General features: G+C 71.1%; 16 protein-coding genes. 10 read left to right on the forward strand and 6 right to left on the reverse strand.

Annotated features, from left to right (window positions below; translation table 11 throughout):
- Positions 1-102: 102 nt before the first annotated feature.
- Complete coding sequence (gene lexA / locus AB0G35_RS20265) at positions 103-906, reverse strand: transcriptional repressor LexA (RefSeq protein WP_360950908.1); 804 nt, start codon at positions 904-906, stop codon at positions 103-105.
- Between the two features lie 479 nt (positions 907-1,385).
- On the opposite strand from lexA, the gene nrdR reads away from it, so the two are divergent.
- On the forward strand, positions 1,386-1,913 hold the full coding sequence (gene nrdR, locus AB0G35_RS20270) for a transcriptional regulator NrdR (RefSeq protein ID WP_360950911.1): 528 nt from the start codon (positions 1,386-1,388) through the stop codon (positions 1,911-1,913).
- A 123-nt stretch (positions 1,914-2,036) separates the two neighbouring features.
- Entirely contained in the window at positions 2,037-4,913 is a 2,877-nt protein-coding gene (locus tag AB0G35_RS20275; protein ID WP_360950914.1) for a vitamin B12-dependent ribonucleotide reductase, read from the forward strand.
- 300 nt (positions 4,914-5,213) lie between these two features.
- On the opposite strand, the gene AB0G35_RS20280 is transcribed toward AB0G35_RS20275, so the two are convergent.
- Positions 5,214-6,485: an MFS transporter gene (locus AB0G35_RS20280; RefSeq protein ID WP_360950917.1), complete on the reverse strand. Its 1,272-nt coding sequence runs from the start codon at positions 6,483-6,485 to the stop codon at positions 5,214-5,216.
- Between the two features lie 151 nt (positions 6,486-6,636).
- Between AB0G35_RS20280 and AB0G35_RS20285 the strand changes: the two genes are divergently transcribed.
- On the forward strand, positions 6,637-7,212 hold the full coding sequence (locus AB0G35_RS20285) for a CGNR zinc finger domain-containing protein (RefSeq protein WP_360951095.1): 576 nt from the start codon (positions 6,637-6,639) through the stop codon (positions 7,210-7,212).
- A gap of 68 nt (positions 7,213-7,280) precedes the next feature.
- On the opposite strand, the gene AB0G35_RS20290 is transcribed toward AB0G35_RS20285, so the two are convergent.
- Complete coding sequence (locus AB0G35_RS20290) at positions 7,281-7,889, reverse strand: TerD family protein (protein ID WP_360950920.1); 609 nt, start codon at positions 7,887-7,889, stop codon at positions 7,281-7,283.
- A gap of 121 nt (positions 7,890-8,010) precedes the next feature.
- Positions 8,011-8,598 (reverse strand): TetR/AcrR family transcriptional regulator, encoded by a 588-nt coding sequence (locus tag AB0G35_RS20295; RefSeq protein WP_360950923.1) that lies wholly within the window; start codon positions 8,596-8,598, stop codon positions 8,011-8,013.
- 141 nt (positions 8,599-8,739) lie between these two features.
- On the opposite strand from AB0G35_RS20295, the gene AB0G35_RS20300 reads away from it, so the two are divergent.
- Together AB0G35_RS20300 and AB0G35_RS20305 are read left to right on the forward strand one after the other, a co-directional pair.
- Positions 8,740-10,152, forward strand: a complete 1,413-nt coding sequence (locus AB0G35_RS20300) for an amidase (RefSeq protein ID WP_360950928.1) — start codon at positions 8,740-8,742, stop codon at positions 10,150-10,152.
- Between the two features lie 60 nt (positions 10,153-10,212).
- On the forward strand, positions 10,213-10,818 hold the full coding sequence (locus AB0G35_RS20305; protein ID WP_360950931.1) for a YdbC family protein: 606 nt from the start codon (positions 10,213-10,215) through the stop codon (positions 10,816-10,818).
- A gap of 63 nt (positions 10,819-10,881) precedes the next feature.
- On the opposite strand, the gene AB0G35_RS20310 is transcribed toward AB0G35_RS20305, so the two are convergent.
- On the reverse strand, positions 10,882-11,559 hold the full coding sequence (locus AB0G35_RS20310) for a TetR/AcrR family transcriptional regulator C-terminal ligand-binding domain-containing protein (RefSeq protein ID WP_360950934.1): 678 nt from the start codon (positions 11,557-11,559) through the stop codon (positions 10,882-10,884).
- A gap of 84 nt (positions 11,560-11,643) precedes the next feature.
- On the opposite strand from AB0G35_RS20310, the gene AB0G35_RS20315 reads away from it, so the two are divergent.
- From AB0G35_RS20315 to AB0G35_RS20335, 5 genes are all read left to right on the forward strand, one after another.
- Positions 11,644-13,263: an ABC-F family ATP-binding cassette domain-containing protein gene (locus tag AB0G35_RS20315; RefSeq protein WP_360950937.1), complete on the forward strand. Its 1,620-nt coding sequence runs from the start codon at positions 11,644-11,646 to the stop codon at positions 13,261-13,263.
- Between the two features lie 67 nt (positions 13,264-13,330).
- Positions 13,331-13,990 (forward strand): histidine phosphatase family protein, encoded by a 660-nt coding sequence (locus AB0G35_RS20320; RefSeq protein ID WP_360950941.1) that lies wholly within the window; start codon positions 13,331-13,333, stop codon positions 13,988-13,990.
- 11 nt (positions 13,991-14,001) lie between these two features.
- Positions 14,002-14,910 (forward strand): ADP-ribosylglycohydrolase family protein, encoded by a 909-nt coding sequence (locus AB0G35_RS20325; RefSeq protein WP_360950944.1) that lies wholly within the window; start codon positions 14,002-14,004, stop codon positions 14,908-14,910.
- 334 nt (positions 14,911-15,244) lie between these two features.
- A complete protein-coding gene (locus AB0G35_RS20330) occupies positions 15,245-15,946 on the forward strand; it encodes a ribonuclease HII (protein ID WP_360950947.1) in 702 nt (233 codons plus the stop codon).
- A 66-nt stretch (positions 15,947-16,012) separates the two neighbouring features.
- Complete coding sequence (locus tag AB0G35_RS20335) at positions 16,013-16,660, forward strand: hypothetical protein (RefSeq protein WP_360950950.1); 648 nt, start codon at positions 16,013-16,015, stop codon at positions 16,658-16,660.
- Between the two features lie 146 nt (positions 16,661-16,806).
- Here the strand turns inward: AB0G35_RS20335 and AB0G35_RS20340 are convergent, their stop codons facing one another.
- Positions 16,807-17,514 (reverse strand): hypothetical protein, encoded by a 708-nt coding sequence (locus tag AB0G35_RS20340; protein WP_360950953.1) that lies wholly within the window; start codon positions 17,512-17,514, stop codon positions 16,807-16,809.
- Positions 17,515-17,796: the final 282 nt, after the last annotated feature.

Here is a 17,796-nt window from a genome sequence, read left to right on the forward strand (position 1 = left end):
GGCGCAGAGCCCTGCTGTGGGTACCGGCGTTTCCGGGCCGATACGCACAGCAGGGCTCCGGGACCGGCGCAGAGGTCCCGGAGCCCGGTCGTGAGGGGTGGGTCAGACCCGCCGCAGAACGGCCACCACCTTGCCGAGGATGGTCGCCTCGTCACCGGGAATCGGCTGGTACGCGGAGTTGTGCGGCAGCAGCCACACATGGCCGTCCTCGCGCTTGAAGCGCTTGACGGTGGCCTCGCCGTCGAGCATGGCGGCGACGATGTCGCCGTTCTCGGCGACCGGCTGGCGGCGGACCGTGACCCAGTCGCCGTCGCAGATCGCGGCTTCGATCATGGAGTCGCCGACGACCTTCAGAACGAAGAGCTCACCGTCGCCGACGAGCTGGCGGGGGAGCGGGAAGACGTCCTCGACCGACTCCTCCGCGAGGATCGGGCCACCGGCGGCGATCCGGCCGACCAGCGGGACGTAGGACGCGGCCGGCTTGCCGGCGGTCTCCGTCGCGGCGCTGGTGGCGGTCTGGTCCGAGGCGCGGACCTCGTACGCCCGCGGGCGGTGCGGGTCGCGGCGCAGGAAGCCCTTGCGTTCGAGGGCCATGAGCTGGTGGGCGACGGACGAGGTGCTGGACAGCCCGACGGCCTGGCCGATCTCCCGCATGGACGGGGGATAGCCGCGCCGCTGCACGGAATCCCGGATCACCTCGATCACCCTGCGCTGGCGGTCGGTGAGCCCCGAACTGTCCGCCCGGATTCCCGGGGGCCGGCCGGGAAGCGCTCGGGCGGGCTTCTGCTCTTCGGGGTCCAACGTGGCGTCTTCCATCGGCGGCCGCGGTGCCTTTTGCGGGTGTTCGAACCGGCTCTGGGAGTGGCTTTGTGCGGTGATGGTCGCGCTGTCTGCGGTGGTGGTCACGTCGGCCCCTCTCGAAATGTTCTCCCTAGTTAGCCAACGGTAGTTGCTTTCGAAAGGTTGCGCCAAACACACGTTCGAGTGAAATATTCGCCGATTGGCTGACCCGATCAAGTGGGTGGGTGTATGGCCGAGCGACGAATTTCCGCGCGCAACGCAGGGGCCGTGCGGTCGGCCCGATTGTGTCATCCCCGCCCCGCCGCACCCCTGGGCGGGTGCCGTCCCGTACCCTCATGGGCGGCCGTCCGGCTCACCCCCCTTGCGACACGCGGTAGGCGGATGTAAGCGGGCCGACACCACATCTAGTGGTTAGATGCGTTCGGCCGCCCACAAGTTGTGGTCCCTGGTCCTTCGGGCCGCGGGGATCGCCTATGCTTGGGGCTGCTTCGGAGGGCCCCTGGGGGCCGGTCGAGGTTCTTCGTCGTGCGCCGGGATCTGTGGCGTACGTACGTCCGTATAGCGAGGGTGAGGAGGGTCGAGCCATGCACTGCCCCTTCTGCAGGCACCCCGACAGCCGGGTGGTCGACAGCCGGACCACGGACGACGGGACGGCGATCCGCCGGCGCCGTCAGTGCCCCGACTGCTCCCGCCGTTTCACGACCGTCGAAACGGCGTCCCTGATGGTGATCAAGCGGAGCGGGGTCACCGAGCCCTTCAGCCGCAACAAGGTCATCGCCGGGGTGCGGAAGGCGTGCCAGGGACGCCCGGTCACCGAGGACGCGCTCGCCAAACTCGGCCAGCGGGTCGAGGAAGCGGTGCGCGCGACCGGCAGCGCCGAGCTGTCCACCCATGACGTCGGGCTCGCCATACTGGGCCCGCTGCAGGAACTCGACCTCGTCGCGTACCTGCGCTTCGCGTCCGTTTACCGGGCCTTCGATTCGCTTGAGGACTTCGAGGCGGCCATCGCCGAGCTGCGGGAGCAGCGCGAGCAGGGTCCGCCCGGCCCGGACTGCGGGACCGACGGGGAGGCCGGTGCGGCCGTTCCCGTGCCCGCCACCGCCGCCGACTGAGCTCGGCGCGCATCCAGACCTGTATCGGGGCGAGAGCAGGGCGCCCCGGTAGCAGAAAGACAAACACCGTGCCACGGAATGCGTGCGCACATATGGGCGTTTGCCCGTATACAGGGAGGCGGAATGACAGAGACGACGAGCGGCCCGGCACGAGGCTCCCGCGCCAAGGGCAGCAAGGCGAGCAAGGGTCTGCGTATCGAGCGCATTCACACCACGCCCGGAGTGCATCCGTACGACGAGGTGGAATGGGCGAGCCGTGACGTCGTCATGACCAATTGGCGCGACGGCTCGGTCAATTTCGAGCAGCGTGGCGTCGAGTTCCCCGAGTTCTGGTCGGTGAACGCGGTCAACATCGTCACGAGCAAGTACTTCCGCGGCGCGGTGGGTTCCCCGACCCGGGAGTCGAGCCTCAAGCAGCTGATCGACCGCGTGGTCAAGACGTACCGCAAGAGCGGCGAGGAGAACGGTTACTTCGCCTCCCCGGCGGACGCCGAGATCTTCGAGCACGAGCTGGCGTACGCCCTGCTGCACCAGATCTTCAGCTTCAACTCGCCGGTGTGGTTCAACGTCGGCACGAAGCAGCCGCAGCAGGTCAGCGCCTGCTTCATCCTGTCCGTGGACGACTCCATGGAGTCGATCCTGGACTGGTACAAGGAAGAGGGGATGATCTTCAAGGGCGGCTCCGGTGCCGGTCTGAACCTCTCCCGCATCCGCTCCTCCAAGGAACTGCTCTCCTCCGGCGGCAACGCCTCCGGTCCGGTCTCCTTCATGCGCGGCGCCGACGCCTCGGCCGGAACGATCAAGTCCGGTGGTGCCACCCGCCGCGCGGCCAAGATGGTCGTGCTCGACGTCGACCACCCGGACGTCGAGGCCTTCATCGAGACCAAGGTGAAGGAGGAGGAGAAGATCCGCGCGCTGCGCGACGCGGGCTTCGACATGGACCTGGGCGGCGACGACATCACGTCCGTCCAGTACCAGAACGCCAACAACTCGGTCCGTGTCAACGACGAGTTCATGAAGGCCGTCGAGTCCGGCTCGAAGTTCGGCCTGCGCGGCCGCCTGACCGGTGAGGTCATCGAGGAGGTCGACGCCAAGAGCCTGTTCCGCAAGATGGCGGAGGCCGCCTGGGCGTGCGCCGACCCCGGCATCCAGTACGACGACACGATCAACCACTGGCACACCTCGCCGGAGACGGGCCGGATCACCGCCTCCAACCCGTGCAGCGAGTACATGCACCTGGACAACTCCTCGTGCAACCTCGCCTCGCTCAACCTTCTGAAGTTCCTGCGCGACGACGACCTGGGCAACCAGTCCTTCGACGCCGAGCGCTTCGCCAAGGTCGTCGAGCTGGTCATCACCGCGATGGACATCTCCATCTGCTTCGCCGACTTCCCCACCCAGAAGATCGGTGAGACCACCCGCGCCTACCGCCAGCTGGGCATCGGCTACGCCAACCTCGGCGCCCTGCTGATGGCCACCGGCCACGCCTACGACTCCGACGGCGGCCGCGCGCTGGCCGGTGCCATCACCTCCCTGATGACCGGCACCTCCTACCGCCGCTCCGCCGAACTGGCCGCGGTCGTCGGTCCGTACGACGGCTACGCCCGGAACGCGGACGCCCACAAGCGCGTCATGAAGCAGCACTCGGACGCCAACGGCGCCGCGGTGCGCATGGACGACCTGGACACCCCGGTCTGGGCCGCGGCCACCGAGGCCTGGCAGGACGTGCTGCGCCTCGGCGAGAAGAACGGCTTCCGCAACGCCCAGGCGTCCGTGCTGGCCCCGACCGGCACGATCGGCCTGATGATGGACTGCGACACCACCGGCGTCGAGCCGGACCTGGCGCTGGTCAAGTTCAAGAAGCTGGTCGGCGGCGGCTCCATGCAGATCGTGAACAACACGGTCCCCAAGGCGCTCAAGCGGCTCGGCTACCAGCCCGAGCAGGTCGAGGCGATCGTCGCGCACATCGCCGACCACGGCAATGTCGTGAACGCCCCGGGCCTCAAGCCGGAGCACTACGAGGTCTTCGACTGCGCCATGGGCGAGCGCTCCATCTCCCCCATGGGCCACGTCCGCATGATGGCCGCCGCCCAGCCGTTCCTGTCCGGTGCCATCTCCAAGACGGTCAACGTCCCGGAGTCGGCGACCGTGGAGGAGATCGAGGACGTCTACTTCCAGGGCTGGAAGCTCGGCCTGAAGGCGCTGGCGATCTACCGCGACAACTGCAAGGTCGGCCAGCCGCTCTCCGCCAAGAAGAAGGAGGAGAAGAAGGCCGCGGCCGAGCCGGTCGCGGAGAAGGTCGTCGAGTACCGCCCGGTCCGCAGGCGCCTCCCCAAGGGCCGCCCGGGGATCACCACCTCCTTCACGGTCGGCGGTGCAGAGGGCTACATGACCGCCAACTCCTACCCGGACGACGGTCTCGGTGAGGTCTTCCTGAAGATGTCCAAGCAGGGTTCGACCCTCGCGGGCATGATGGACGCCTTCTCCATCGCGGTGTCCGTCGGCCTCCAGTACGGCGTCCCGTTGGAGACCTACGTCTCGAAGTTCACCAACATGCGCTTCGAGCCGGCCGGTATGACGGACGACCCGGACGTGCGGATGGCGCAGTCGATCGTCGACTACATCTTCCGCCGCCTGGCGCTGGACTTCCTGCCGTTCGAGACCCGCTCGGCCCTGGGCATCCACTCCGTCGAGGAGCGTCAGCGCCACCTGGAGACCGGTTCCTACGAGCCGGCCGATGACGAGGTCGACGTCGAGGGCCTGGCCCAGTCGGCGCCGCGCCAGATCGACCCGCCGAAGGAGTCCACCCCGGCGGTGAAGATCGTCGAGGAGGCCGCCGCCCCGGCTCCCAAGCAGGCGCACACCAACGCCGAACTGGTCGAGATGCAGCTGGGCATCAACGCCGACGCCCCGCTGTGCTTCTCCTGCGGCACGAAGATGCAGCGTGCCGGCAGCTGCTACCTGTGCGAGGGCTGCGGGTCGACCAGCGGTTGCAGCTGAGGACGGGTGGAATCGCCTCCGCTGCAGGGGTGAGCATCTGCTGCTGAGGTCTTTGACCCGCATGTGAGAGAGGGAGCCGACTTTCCGGTCGGCTCCCTCTCTGCTGTCAGCCTCTGCTGTCAGCGGCCTGCGGTGACGCGGCACTGCGGAGCCGTGAACGTCAGCTGTTGGCCAGGGTGCGGTCGAGGAGGGGGCGGTCCCGTGGGCTGCAGTGCGGAGGGGCTGAAGGCGTCCGTACCGGGCCGAGCGGAGAGATCTGCGGCGCGGCCCGTACGGTCCGCTGCGGCGGGCTGTGAGGGCTCAAGGACGTACGGAGGCGACCGGTCGGGCGCCGGCCCCCTCCGGCGTGTGCGGGGCGCCGCTGCGGCCGCTCGCCCGCGGGCGGAGCAGTGCGAGCAGGGCCGCGGCGGCCAGCTGGACACCGGCGATGCCCGCCAGGAGGAGGGCCGGCGGGAGTGCGGCCGCCGTGCCGGCGAGCGTCGCGCCCACGGCTGCCGCGGTGAACTTCAGTCCCGCGCCCAGGGTGAAGACCTGCGCCCGGGTCCGCGGCGGCGCGTACGCGGCGCGGATGCGGAGGGTGGCGGTCAGCAAGGGGCCGTCGCACACGCCTGCCAGGGCGAAGAGGGCCGGGCCGGCCCCCGGCGAGGGGACGAACGCGGCGGCGGCCAGGGCCAGGCCGGTCCCGCACAGGGCGACGGTGGCGAGGTGGTGATCCGCTAGGGGCAGCTGCCGGCGGGCCACCACCAGTGAGCCGATGAGCGCCCCGATGGCGAACGCGGTCATCAGGACACCACCTGCCCCCGGATGCCCCCGGTGGGCGGCGAGCAGCACCGTAGTGGTGGTGAGACCACCGAGGCCGCCGAACGCCAGACAGGTTGCCGCCGTGATGGCACGCAGCTCACGGGTGCGCCATACGGCGGCGAGCCCGGCCACGAGGTCCGTGCGCAGAGTGGTGGCCGGTACGGCACCGGAGACCGGGGGCTCCGCGTGCCCGTAGGGCAGCCCGCCGGCCAGCGCCGCCCCGAGGGCCGCCGCGCCCCCGAGGAGCAGCATGGCCGTGCCCGGTGCGGCCAGTGCGGCCACCGCGCTGACGACCGCGGGGCCGGCCACCGAGGCGGCGTTGTAGACCGCCGCGTCCAGGGCGTAGGCCCGGTCGCGCCGTCCGCCCGCCGGCAGGAGAGCGGCGATCAGACTGGACAGACCACCGGAGACGACCGGGCCGCATGCGCCGCCGGCCAGTGCGGCGCCCAGCGTCACCGGCAGCGGGGCCCGCCCGAGGAGCTGCGACAGTACGGCGATGGCCCCGGCGAAACCGCCCAACGCCCCGAGGTAGCAGAGCCGCAGGCGGCGCACCCGGGGAGCGAGGGCGCCCACCAGGGGAGCCGCGACCACATGCGGTGCCATCCAGGCGGTGAGGACGAACGCCCCTTGGGCCGCGCTGCCGGTCCGGTGCACCGCCAGCAGGACGACCGCCACGGCCATTCCTTCATCGGCGAGGCGGGCGAAGAAGGCGGTGGCCAGATAGAGCGGTAATCCTGCGCGTTCCCCCGGGGTGGCGGGCAGCCGTGGCATACGCATCTCCAGACTTCCGGTGAGCCGAACTCGGCACCCAAGAATGCGATGTAACGGCTTAGTTCCGCAAGCCGTTACCCTGGAGGGGTGTGAACAGGTGACGGATATGCGCCATGAGCGCGGGGAAGCGGGGGAGTCCATGGGGGAGTCCATGAAGGACAGGGCGGCCGGGGCGGCGGAGGTGCGGCGTGGGTTCCGGCCCGCGGACCGGCTGATCGATCTGGTGAATGCGGTACGCGCGGATCCTGCCCTCTCCCGGGAGGCGCTGGCGGCGCTCCTCGCACGCCATGGGGAACGCCCGGAGGACCTCACCGAGCACGCGTTCACTGCCGAGGACGCCGAGGGGTTGCGGGCGGCCGCGGACCGGCTCGGCGGTCTTCTCGCCGACCCCGACATCGACCGGGCCGCCCACGCCATCAATGCGCTGCTCGCCGAATGCGGCGCCCGACCGCGCCTTTCGCGGCACGACGGGCACGCCTGGCATCTGCACACCGACCGGGGGGACGACGCGACCTGGGCCGAGTGGTTCATCGCCTCAAGTGCCCTGGCCCTGGCGCAGATCCTCACCGAGTACGGCCGGATTCCGTGGGGCGAATGTGCCGCTCCGGGATGCACCACGCTCTATCTGGGCACCGGCCCCGGAAGCGCGCGCCGCTACTGCTCGACCGCCTGCGCGTCACGGGCACGGGTCGCGGCGCACCGCCGCCGCAAGAGGGAGGGCGGATAACGGCGCGCGCCATGGGGGGCTGTCATGCAGCGCGGTCCCGCCCTTGTGGGGCCGTAGGGGCGCCCTGGTCAGCGTCCCATCAGCCGGGCGAAGTCGGCCGGTTCGGCGTCGAAGCCCCGGAGCGCGGTGTGGAAGTGCCAGTTGCCCGTCTCGTCCCGGGTGAACTCGGCGACCGTCGCGGCGGTGGACTGTGCGACCTCGGCGAAGTCGTGCGAGGCCAGGTCGGTGTAGCCCTCACGGATCCGGACCGCCGCGTTGACGATGTCGCCGAAGACGTTGCGGTCCTCGCCCTGCTGGATGGCCACGCCGACGACCACCCGTACGTAGGTCTCGGACAGCCGGTCCAGTTCGAGCGTCATGATCTCGTCCCAGCCGAAACCCTGGCCGGTCCGGCTGTCGCGGTTGAGGTTGATGGTCCCGTCGGGCGAACGGCTGTCGAAGTGCACCAGGTAGGCCGGGTCGCCGTGCGGTGCGTCGGCCGTGTAGGTCGCCGCGACGATGTCGAGGTCATGGTCCGGGGTACCCATGGGGCTCGGATCCCATTTGAGCGCTACTTCGACCTTCTCGATCCCTTTGCTGAGCGTGCTCACCGGGCTTTCCTTCCCTCGTTCCCCGGGGTGCGGCACCGCCGATGCGGTCGCGCGGACGGTCCCCCGGGACTTCCCGTTGGTGACCATCGTGCCACGCCCCGTGCCCGAGGGTGCCGGAGAACTTCCCCTGGTCAGAGGTGACTTGATGCCGTGCTTATTGGCCGGAAAGCGCCCTTGGGGTCTTGTGGAGCGGTGTTTCGTATCCGCCTCAGGAAGTCTTCTGGCTCCAGAGGAGGTGGAGATGCGCATCGAGGACGTCCAGGGCGGCGGCGGGGGAGAGGTGGCCGATCAGGACGTGGGTGGTGAGGCCGTCGGCGAGGGCGAGGAGTGTGCGTGCGGCCCGCTCCGGATCGGCGGTGTCGGCAGCCTCGGACACCAGCCCCGTGAACACCATCTGGAGACGCGCGTAGTTGCTGCGCACGATTTCGGCCAGTGAGGGGGTGACGGCGGCCTGTGCTACGAAGGCGAGCCAGACCCGGGCCTCGGCCCGGTGCTCGTCGCGGAGGAGTGAGACCTCGGTCGTGGCGTGGCCCAGCGCCGTGCGTGCCGACTGGGCGGGCGAGGCGGTGAGTCGTGCCGCCACCCGTGCGCTCACCCGCTCGCCGATGTGGCCGAGCGCGAAGACCAGCATCTCCTCCTTGGTGCGGAAGCAGCGCTGTACGGCTCCCATGGACACGTCGGCGCGCGCCGCGACATCGCGCAGCGTCACGCCCTCCAGCCCGCTCTCGTCGGCGAGTTGGCACACCGCGTCGGCGATCTGCCGACGTCGGCTCTCGTGATCCACCTGCTTGGGCATCCTGCGCGCTCCGGTTTATTCGATGCGGTCGTATCGCTGGCAAGGTTACGATGCCGAACCGATGCAAGCGCATCGAAAAAACGGGTCTGGTATCCGCGTCGGAACGTGCGACGCCGCGTCCCGGACCGCGAAAGGGGAGAAATGCACAGCGCGTTGTGGAAGTTGACGGTTGCTGCCCAGGCGGCGGCGGTGCGCGACGGCGAGGTGTCGGCGGTGGAGCTGGTCGATGCGCACCTGGCGCGGATCGCCGAGGTCAACCCGGCCGTCAACGCCGTCACCCAGCTGCTCGCCGAACGCGGCCGGGCCGAGGCGGCGGCGATTGACCGCAAGCGCGCCGAGGGGGCGGAGCTGGGGCCGCTGGCCGGGGTGCCGTTCACGGTGAAGGAGAGCACCGCCATCGAGGGCGTTCCGACGACCTACGGCGCGGAGCGCTTCCGTGACCTCGTTGCACGTGCCGATGCGCCCCCGGTGGCAAAGCTGCGTGCGGCGGGCGGCATCCCCATCGGGCACAGCAATATGCCGACGCTCATCCTGGCCGGTGTCCATACCCGTAGCGAGCTGTTCGGGGACACCGTGAATCCCTGGAGCGGGGAGGTCACGCCGGGAGGCACCAGCGGTGGTGACGGGGCGGCCGTGGCCAGCGGTATGGCGGCGCTCGGCCTCGGCAACGACTCCGGGGGGTCGGTGCGCCTCCCGGCGTCCTTCTGTGGTGTGGCCGGGCTCAAGCCCACCTACGGGCGGTTCGCCGCCGATCACCGCATCGGGCCCGACGACCCCTCCCTCGCGGCCCAGTTCCTCGTGGTCGACGGGCCGTTGGCCCGCGCGGTCGGTGATCTCCGACTCGCCTACGAGGTGCTCGCCGGAGCTGATCCCCGTGACCCGAGGGCCGTGCCCGTGCCCCTGTACGGCGAGTCGCTGGCGCGTCCCGTCAAGGTGGCCGTGGTGACCGACCCGGGTGGGCACGGTGTGCATCCTTCCGTGGCCAAGGCGGTGGAGAGCGCCGCCGACGCGCTCCGGGACGCCGGTTACGAGGTGTGCGAGGTGGCCGATGTGCCGCGGCTGGACGAGGCCCTGGGAGCCTACGCCCGTATGACGCGCACCGAGTTCGCCACCACCTGGCCGGAGGTCAAGCCACTGCTCGGCGAGGGCGGCCACCGCTACATCGAGCGAGGCATGGCCGAGATCGCCCCCGTGGGGCTGACCGACTACCTGCGGCTGACCGGAGTCCGGATGGGTCTCCAACGGGACTGGGCGCAGTTCCTGGACGAGTATCCGCTGGTCCTGGGGCCCGTGTTCACCGAGCCGCCGTTCGCGCCGGGGGAGGAGGTGCGGGACGAATCGGGCTATCGGCGGGTGCAGAACGCCATGCGGCTGTGCACGGCCACCAGCTTCGTGGGTGTCCCCGCGGTCGCCGTGCCCACCGGAGTGGTGGAGGGGCTCCCGTACGGCGTGCAGCTGATCGGCCGCTCCTACCGGGAGGACATGTGCCTGGAGGCGGCCGAGGCGGTGGAGCGGCGGCTGGGCGTACTGACGCCCATCGATCCCCGTCCGTAAGGAAGTTCGGGGTGGTACGCACAGTGATCCGGATCGGCCCGCGGGCCGTACGATGGCGCGGTGCTGGTCAAGTGGATTCGCCTCACCGTAGTGGACCGTCGAGGGTTCGAGCGGGGGCAGCGGAAATGGGCGGGGCTGCTGGGTGAGCCGGGGTTTCGTGGACAGGGCGGCGGATGGAGCCGGGGCCGGCCGGACGTGGCGCACTTGGTCGCCTTCTGGGAGAGCCGGGCGTTCTACGACTCCTTCATGGCCCGCTCGCACGACCGGCTCGCGGCCGCTCAGACCGGCACCTACAAGGACGCCCAAGTCCGGCTCTTCGAGCACGAATTCGATGTGAAGGTGGGATTCCGGCCGGCGTTCGGTGACGTCGACGTCCTGCGGCTGGCCCACTGCCAGGTGCGCCAGGACCGCGTGGAGCACTTCATGCTGATGCAGGAGAAGGTCTGGAACCCGGCGATGGCGGGCTCGCCGGGCATGCTCCGGGGGATGCTGGGGCGGGCTCCCGGGGAGGAGTTCCTGGTCCTCTCGATGTGGCAGTCGACGGCGGAGCGCGGGAAGTACCGGCCCGAACGGGTGGAGCGACTCGCGCTGCGGGCCCAGATAGCCGCGGACGTCCGGGCGGTCGCCGGGGACGTGGTGCAGCTCGAACCGTCCTGGACGGTGTGACCGGCCCGCTCCGCCTCCTGTGGGGGAGCGCGTGACCGGCCCGCTCCGCCTCGTCCGCGGGAGTCAGGAGGCCGCGTTCGCGGCGGCGCCCACGGTGTTGCCACCGGCGAACACACCCGCCCGTGCGGCGGCCAGCGTTGCCGCCACGGCCTGGTCGGCGTGTGTGAGGTCGATCGGCTCCCGGGTGATGAACAGGCGGAAGAAGAGCGGCGCCGAGGCGGACCGGACGAGCGCGCCGGCGTCCACCGGGGCAGCCAACTCGCCGCGCCCGACCGCCCGTTCCGCGATGGCCTCACAGCGCGTGAACCGTTCGGCGTAGTAGGCGCGCAGTGCCTCCGCGGCCCGTTCCGACTGGAAGGCGGCGGCGATCATGGCCGAGCCCGACGCGGCCACCGCGGGGTCGGTGAAGGAAGCGACGACCTCATGGGCGAGCGCGCGCAGATCCCCTTCCAGCGATCCGGTGTCCGGCGGTGTCCAGCTGTCCTCGCCCGCCAGGTCGAGGGCGTCCGCGACCAGGCCCTCGACGTCCTTCCAGCGGCGGTACAGCGTGGTCTTGTGCACGCCGGAGTGCTCGGCGACGTATTCGACCGTCAGGCCGGGGTAGCCGTGCTCGGTGAGGCCGGCCAGCACGGCGTCGCGGACCGCGGCGCGGGTGCGGGCGGTCCGGCCGCCGGGGCGCCGGGTGCCGGGGGCGGAGGGCTCGGTGCTGCCGGCCTTGTCGTGCACGGGTTCTCCAGTCAACTGCAACTCCAGTTGCGTTAGTGAGTGGTTCTGTGTCATCCTCAGCGTAACGCAACGAGGGTTGCGTTTGTCGGGGGAGGTTGTATGCCCACTCAGATCTCATTGCACGACATCACCAAGTCCCATGGCGAGCGCCGGCTGCTCGACGGCGTCTCGCTGTCGGTCCGGCCCGGCGAGCGCGTCGGGATAGTGGGGGAGAACGGCGCCGGGAAATCGACGCTGCTGCGCCTGATCGCAGGCGTCGAGCAGCCGGACGAGGGCCGTGTCGTGCTGACCGCCGACGGCGGCATCGGCCATCTCGGACAGACCCCCGACCTCCCGCCTGACCGCACCGTCCAGGATGCGATCGACGCGGCCCTGGCCGACCTCAGGGACATCGAGCGCCGGCTGCGCACACTGGAGAGCGGACTCGGCGACGCCACGGCCGGCCGGCTCGACGAGTACGGCGATCTGCTCACGCTGTTCGAGCTGCGGGGCGGCTATGAGGCCGATGCCCGCGTCGAGGCGGCCCTGCACGCCCTCGGGCTCGAAGCACTGGCCCACGACCGGCTGCTGGGCAGTCTCTCCGGTGGCGAGCAGGCCCGTCTGGGGCTCGCCTGCCTGATCGCCGCAGCTCCCGAGGTGATGCTCCTCGACGAACCGACCAACCACCTCGACGCCGCCGCGCTCGACTGGCTGGAGGGCGCCCTGCTCGCCCATCGGGGCACGGTCCTCGCCGTCTCCCACGACCGGCTCTTCCTCCAGCGGATCGCCACCACGATCGTCGAGGTCGACGCCGACCGCCGGTCACTCGTCCGCTACGGCGACGGCTACGGCACCTTCGTGGCCGCCAGAGCCACCGCCCGCCGGCGCTGGGAGCAGGAGTACGCCGAGTGGTGCGAACAGATCGCCCGCCTCACCGACTTCGCAGCCGGCACGGCGCACGGCGTCGCCCCGGGCCGGGCCATCAAGGACGGCAACAAGATGGCGTACGACCGGGCCAAGGGCCGGGTCCAGGCATCGGTGTCCAGCAGGGTCCGCAACGCCCAGGAGCGGCTGCGCAGGCTCAGGGAACACCCCGTTCCCAGGCCCCCGGAACCGCTCCGCTTCCAGGCGGCACCGGGCCTCGGCGGGACCGACGGCACCCTCGTCCGGCTCCACGGCGTACGGGTCGGCGACCGGCTCGCCGTGGATTCCCTCAGCATCACGGCCGGGGAGCGGCTGCTCATCCACGGCCCCAACGGTGCGGGCAAGACCACCCTGCTCAGGGTCCTGGCGGGGCTCACCGCACCGGACAGCGGCACGGTGCTGCGCCGGGGACGCATCGGATTCCTCGCCCAGGAGATACCGGTCTCCCGCCCGGCCGAGCCGCTGCTGGACGCCTTCCGCCGGGGCCTGGCCGGGCACCCGGAAGAGCTGACCGCACTGCTGCTGTCGTTCGGACTCTTCCGCGAACGCGATCTCCATGTGCCCGTCGGAGCGCTCTCGGCCGGTCAGCGGCGCCGCCTCGCACTGGCCCGGCTGCTGGCCCGCCCGGCCGACCTGCTGCTGCTCGACGAACCCACCAACCACCTGGCACTCGGCCTGGTCGAGGAACTCGAAGCAGCCCTGGCGGCCTGGCCCGGCGCCCTGGTCATGGTCACTCACGACCGCCTGCTCCGCCGCTGCTTCGGTGGCCGCCCCTACGAGATGCGCAACGGCCGCCCGGCCCTGGTCGCCGCCTGAGCCGGCCGCCCACCGCGAAACGAACCCGGGCGCGGCATGTACAGGGCAGGCGTTTTAGGCTGGCGGCATGGCTCGCCCCCGACGCATCGTGCTCCTCCGCCATGGAGAGTCGGAGGGGAACATCGACGACACCATCTACGAGCGAGAACCCGACCACGCCCTCTCCCTCACCAAGACGGGACAGCGGCAGGCGGAGGAGGCCGGTGGCTCGCTCCGCGAGATGTTCGGCGACGAGCGGATCTCCGCCTATGTCTCGCCCTACCGCCGCACCCACCAGACCGTCCGCGAGCTCGCTCTGGACGCGGGGAAGGTGCGGGTGCGCGAGGAGCCCCGGCTGCGCGAGCAGGACTGGGGGAACTGGCAGGACCGCGACGACGTACGGCTGCAGAAGGCGTACCGGGATGCGTACGGCCATTTCTTCTACCGCTTCGCGCAGGGCGAGTCCGGTGCGGACGTCTACGACCGGGTCGGGGCGTTCCTGGAGAGCCTGTGGCGCAGCTTCGAGGACCCGAACCACCCGCCGAACGTCCTGATCGTCACGCACGGTCTCACCATGCGGCTGTTCTGCATGCGCTGGTTCCACTGGACCGTCGCCGAATTCGAGTCGCTGTCCAACCCGGGCAACGCCGAATGGCGCACCCTGCTGCTCGGTCCGGACGGCCGCTACACCCTCGACCGGCCGTTCGAGCGCTGGTGTGAACCCGAGCCTTATGGCGTCACCGGTTAAAGTGCACACCGATGACCCCCGACCTCCGTGACGCAGACCGCTGTGCGCGGGCTCTGGCGAGCCTGCGCGGACTGTCCGTGGGCGATGCCCTCGGATCCCAGTTCTTCGTCCCCGCCCACTACCCCGCCCTCAAGCGCCGCGAGCTGCCGCCCACCCCGTGGCAGTGGACCGACGACACGGAGATGGCCTGCTCCGTCCTGTCCGTGCTCGTCGCGCACGGCCGGATCGACCAGGACGCCCTGGCGGCCTCCTTCGCCGACCACCACGACTTCGACCGCGGCTACGGCCCGGCCGTCAACCGCCTGCTCCGGCTGATCCGCGAGGGCGGCGACTGGCGCGAGCTGTCCTCGGCGCTCTTCAACGGCCAGGGGTCGTGGGGCAACGGCGCCGCCATGCGCATCGCCCCCCTGGGCGCGTGGTACGCCGACGACCCCGAGCAGGCCACCCACCAGGCGGAGATCTCCGCGTACACCACCCACCAGCACCGCGAGGCCGTGGTCGGCGCCATGGCCGTGGCCGCGGCGGCCGCCCTGGTCGCCGACCAGGGCCGGCAGACCGGACCCGAGGAGCTGCTGGACGGGGTACTGGAGCTGATCCCGCGCAGCGCCGTACAGGCCGGACTCCGCCGGGCCCGGGACATGCTCGACTACGCCGACTCCGGCACCGTCGCCGCCGTCCTGGGCTGCGGCCGGCGCACCAGCGCCCATGACACCGTGCCCTTCACCCTGTGGGCGGCGGCCCGCCATCTCGGCGACTACGAGAAGGCCTTCTGGGCCACCGTGCGGGCCGGCGGCGATGTCGACACCACCTGCGGCATCGTCGGCGGGATCGTCGCCGCCGACCCGGCCGGTGCGCCTCCCGCGGCCTGGCTGGAGGGCACCGAGCCCCTCCCGTCATGGGCCCCCACCCTCGAAGACTGACCACGCCGACCACACACCTGCCCCGGGCCGCACCTGGCCCACGGCTCCGTGCTCCCGCCGGGAGCCGGCCGCCCGACCCGTAACCGACTGAACCCCGGACACGACCGGTGGCGCCAACGCCTGGCGCGGAACCGCCACTTCGCGCTGCCCGGACATGCCCGCGAAGACGAACGGCGACGATCCGCCGGACTCGGAAGGCCACCCACTGGCGCCTCGGATACCCGCCGGTAGCGTCACTCGCCGGGCCCGCCCGCTCCCTCACCGGCACCGATTGCGGCCAGGTGCGGATCCGATGCGGAAGGCTGGGCCGAATAGGCGTAATCTGGCTGGCGCCATGCCGTACGAGCCCCCCACCCATACCGTCGAGCGATCGTTGCGCGCCAAGACGGGCGCCAAGATCGTTGCAGGGATCGACGAGGTCGGACGCGGAGCCTGGGCCGGACCGGTCAGCGTCTGCGCGGCCATCACCGGACTCCGCCGGCCACCCGACGGACTCACCGATTCCAAGCTGCTGACCCACAAGCGCCGCGCCGAACTGTGCGAAGTGCTCGGCCAGTGGGTCACCGCCTACGCCCTGGGGCACTCCTCGCCGCAGGAGATCGACGAGCTGGGTATGACCGCGGCACTGCGGCTCGCGGCGGTACGTGCCCTGGAGGCGCTGCCGGTCCGTCCGGACGCGGTCATCCTCGACGGCAAGCACGATTACCTGGGCACGCCGTGGCAGGTCCGCACGGTCATCAAGGGGGACCAGTCCTGCATCGCGGTTGCCGCCGCTTCCGTGCTCGCCAAGGTGCAGCGCGACGCGATGATGGCTGAAGTGGGCCTGGAATACGCCGACTTCGACTTCGCGGCCAACGCCGGCTACCCGTCGCCGACCCATCGCATCGCCCTGGAGGAGTACGGACCCACGCCGCACCACCGAGTGTCGTGGTCCTACATGGACGCGCTGCCCCGGTGGCGGCATCTGAAAAAGGTGCGCATCACCCCAGAAGCAGCCGCTCTGGAAGCCGGCGGCCAACTCGGCTTCGACTTCTGAGCGGTGCGGGCATCAATTCGGTACCCGATGACGTGTCCCGCACTTACGTTTGATAGACATCCCTTTATGCCTCTCTTCCCCGAGGAGCCTCAGATTCACGAGAGTGTCCCGGGTCCCCGCGCAACTCCGGCCGCCGGCCGTACCGCGCCGACCCCCCGTCCTGTCCCTGGCCCCGGTCCCCGCCCCGCGCCGCCGCGCGGTGCTCCCGCGGCCAGTGCCCGTCCGGGCAAGCCCGGACCCGCTGCCCCGCCGCGTGGGCCTGTCGCCGCTCCGCCGGTGCAGCGCACCGGCTCCCCGCAGCCCCCGGTCGGCACGACCGGCACGGCCGGAGCGCAGCTCCAGCTGATCCCGGCGCCCGCCGCCGGTGCCATCGATGCCGCCGACGAAGCCGTCGACCTGCTGTTGGACTCGGGGCGTGCCCCGGGTGAAATCCTGGTGCTCACCACGGGCGAGAACCACCCATGGGCCGCGCACGAACTCTCCTTCGGCGAGGCGTCCTACTGGGCCCAACACGACGCCGCTGACGACGTGTTCTACGCGGATGCCGGCGCCGAGCGCGCCACCGGCCGCCCCGTCGTGGTCGTCGCCGTCAACGGCGGCACGGACGAGGTCGCCGCGCAGGCGCTGCCTTCGGCGCTGGCCCGCGCCGGAACGCTGCTGATCGTCTGCGGCGACCCGCAGCGGATCAACACCGTTCTCGGCGCCAGCGCCTGACCGCTCCGGCTCGCAGTAGCCCGTCGGCCTTCGAAGGCCGTCGGGCTCGCCTGCGTTTCCGCACGGGTCCGCCGCCGCGTACGGCGTGCCTTCCCGCGGAGTTCTCGCGTTCTCGCGCCTTGCGTTCCCGTACGGCGCGAGGCGGATCAGCGCGCCGCCGTGTGCCGATGGGCCTCCGGTGCCCCGCCACCGGTACTCCGCGGCGCCGGCCGGCCCTGGGCGACGACCGTGGCCGTACGTGGTGCGTCCGGGCGCGGCGCCGCGCTGTGGTGCGCCGCCGCGAGGCCCGCTCCCGCACGGCGGGCGTCCGTGTGCGACTTGTCCTGGGACGAAGTCCTGGGCCGGCGCCCGCCCCGGCCTTCCCCCAGCACCTGCCAGCGTTCGGGGGTCAGTGCGATGTACGCGCCGCAACGGAGACCGTGCAGCGTGCAGGCGTCGCGCAGACCCCACATCCACGCCCCGTCGGTCTCCGTCCAACGGGCTTCCCCGTCACGGCAGTAGAGCAGCACGGCGGTCCGGACCGGGGCACGCAACCGGAGGTCGTGCGGGATGACCCGGCGCAGATGCGCCAGCAGGGCATTACGGAACTCCCAGCCGTCGGGTGCGGCCGCGGGCTCGGTGAAGGACGCGCTGGCCGTCACCCGCTCCTGCGGGTCGAGCACCGCCACGATGGCCGTCGACCGCCCCGGACGATGACGCTCGTGCAGGCCGGTGACGACCTCACGGGGATTGCGCAGCAGAGGTATACCGGCCGAGGCCCACTCCGCGGGCTCCAGCATCCGCCCCAGCCGGGCGGAAGGGTCGGGCGGTGAGGGCGGCGAAAGGCGCGGCGGCGGGACGAAGCCGAAGGTCACGGGTCCTCCCTTCGTCCACGCGTCAGCGCGTCGGACGGTGTCCCGATGTCCGAGCACCAGGACATGACCGAGCGTGACCGCGGAGCGGCCGGAACGGGGAAGCACCTCCAATTCTTGCGGTCGTACAGGCATGCGGGCAACGAGCAATTCCCCCAGGAGACTGGAATCGCGCCATGTGTGGCAAATGTTCCCTGTCGTCGCACCCGTGAACCGGCCCCGTCCCGACCGCCGGCAACGGGTTCGCGCACGACCGGCTCTCCACCGGGCGGCCGTTGACCACCA

The sequence above is a fragment of the Streptomyces sp. NPDC021749 genome, from assembly GCF_040640655.1.
Classification (GTDB): Bacteria; Actinomycetota; Actinomycetes; order Streptomycetales; family Streptomycetaceae; genus Streptomyces.

Bases quoted from the DNA above. Each gene is read 5' to 3' on its own strand.
- AB0G35_RS20295 (WP_360950923.1), bottom strand. From the start codon at position 8,598: ATGCCCAAGCAGGTGGATCACGAGAGCCGACGTCGGCAGATCGCCGAC.
- AB0G35_RS20275 (WP_360950914.1), top strand. From the start codon at position 2,037: ATGACAGAGACGACGAGCGGCCCGGCACGAGGCTCCCGCGCCAAGGGC.
- AB0G35_RS20280 (WP_360950917.1), bottom strand. From the start codon at position 6,485: ATGCCACGGCTGCCCGCCACCCCGGGGGAACGCGCAGGATTACCGCTC.
- AB0G35_RS20300 (WP_360950928.1), top strand. From the start codon at position 8,740: ATGCACAGCGCGTTGTGGAAGTTGACGGTTGCTGCCCAGGCGGCGGCG.
- AB0G35_RS20335 (WP_360950950.1), top strand. From the start codon at position 16,013: ATGCCTCTCTTCCCCGAGGAGCCTCAGATTCACGAGAGTGTCCCGGGT.
- AB0G35_RS20325 (WP_360950944.1), top strand. From the start codon at position 14,002: ATGACCCCCGACCTCCGTGACGCAGACCGCTGTGCGCGGGCTCTGGCG.
- AB0G35_RS20320 (WP_360950941.1), top strand. From the start codon at position 13,331: ATGGCTCGCCCCCGACGCATCGTGCTCCTCCGCCATGGAGAGTCGGAG.
- AB0G35_RS20285 (WP_360951095.1), top strand. From the start codon at position 6,637: ATGAAGGACAGGGCGGCCGGGGCGGCGGAGGTGCGGCGTGGGTTCCGG.
- AB0G35_RS20315 (WP_360950937.1), top strand. From the start codon at position 11,644: ATGCCCACTCAGATCTCATTGCACGACATCACCAAGTCCCATGGCGAG.
- AB0G35_RS20330 (WP_360950947.1), top strand. From the start codon at position 15,245: ATGCCGTACGAGCCCCCCACCCATACCGTCGAGCGATCGTTGCGCGCC.
- AB0G35_RS20290 (WP_360950920.1), bottom strand. From the start codon at position 7,889: ATGGTCACCAACGGGAAGTCCCGGGGGACCGTCCGCGCGACCGCATCG.
- nrdR (WP_360950911.1), top strand. From the start codon at position 1,386: ATGCACTGCCCCTTCTGCAGGCACCCCGACAGCCGGGTGGTCGACAGC.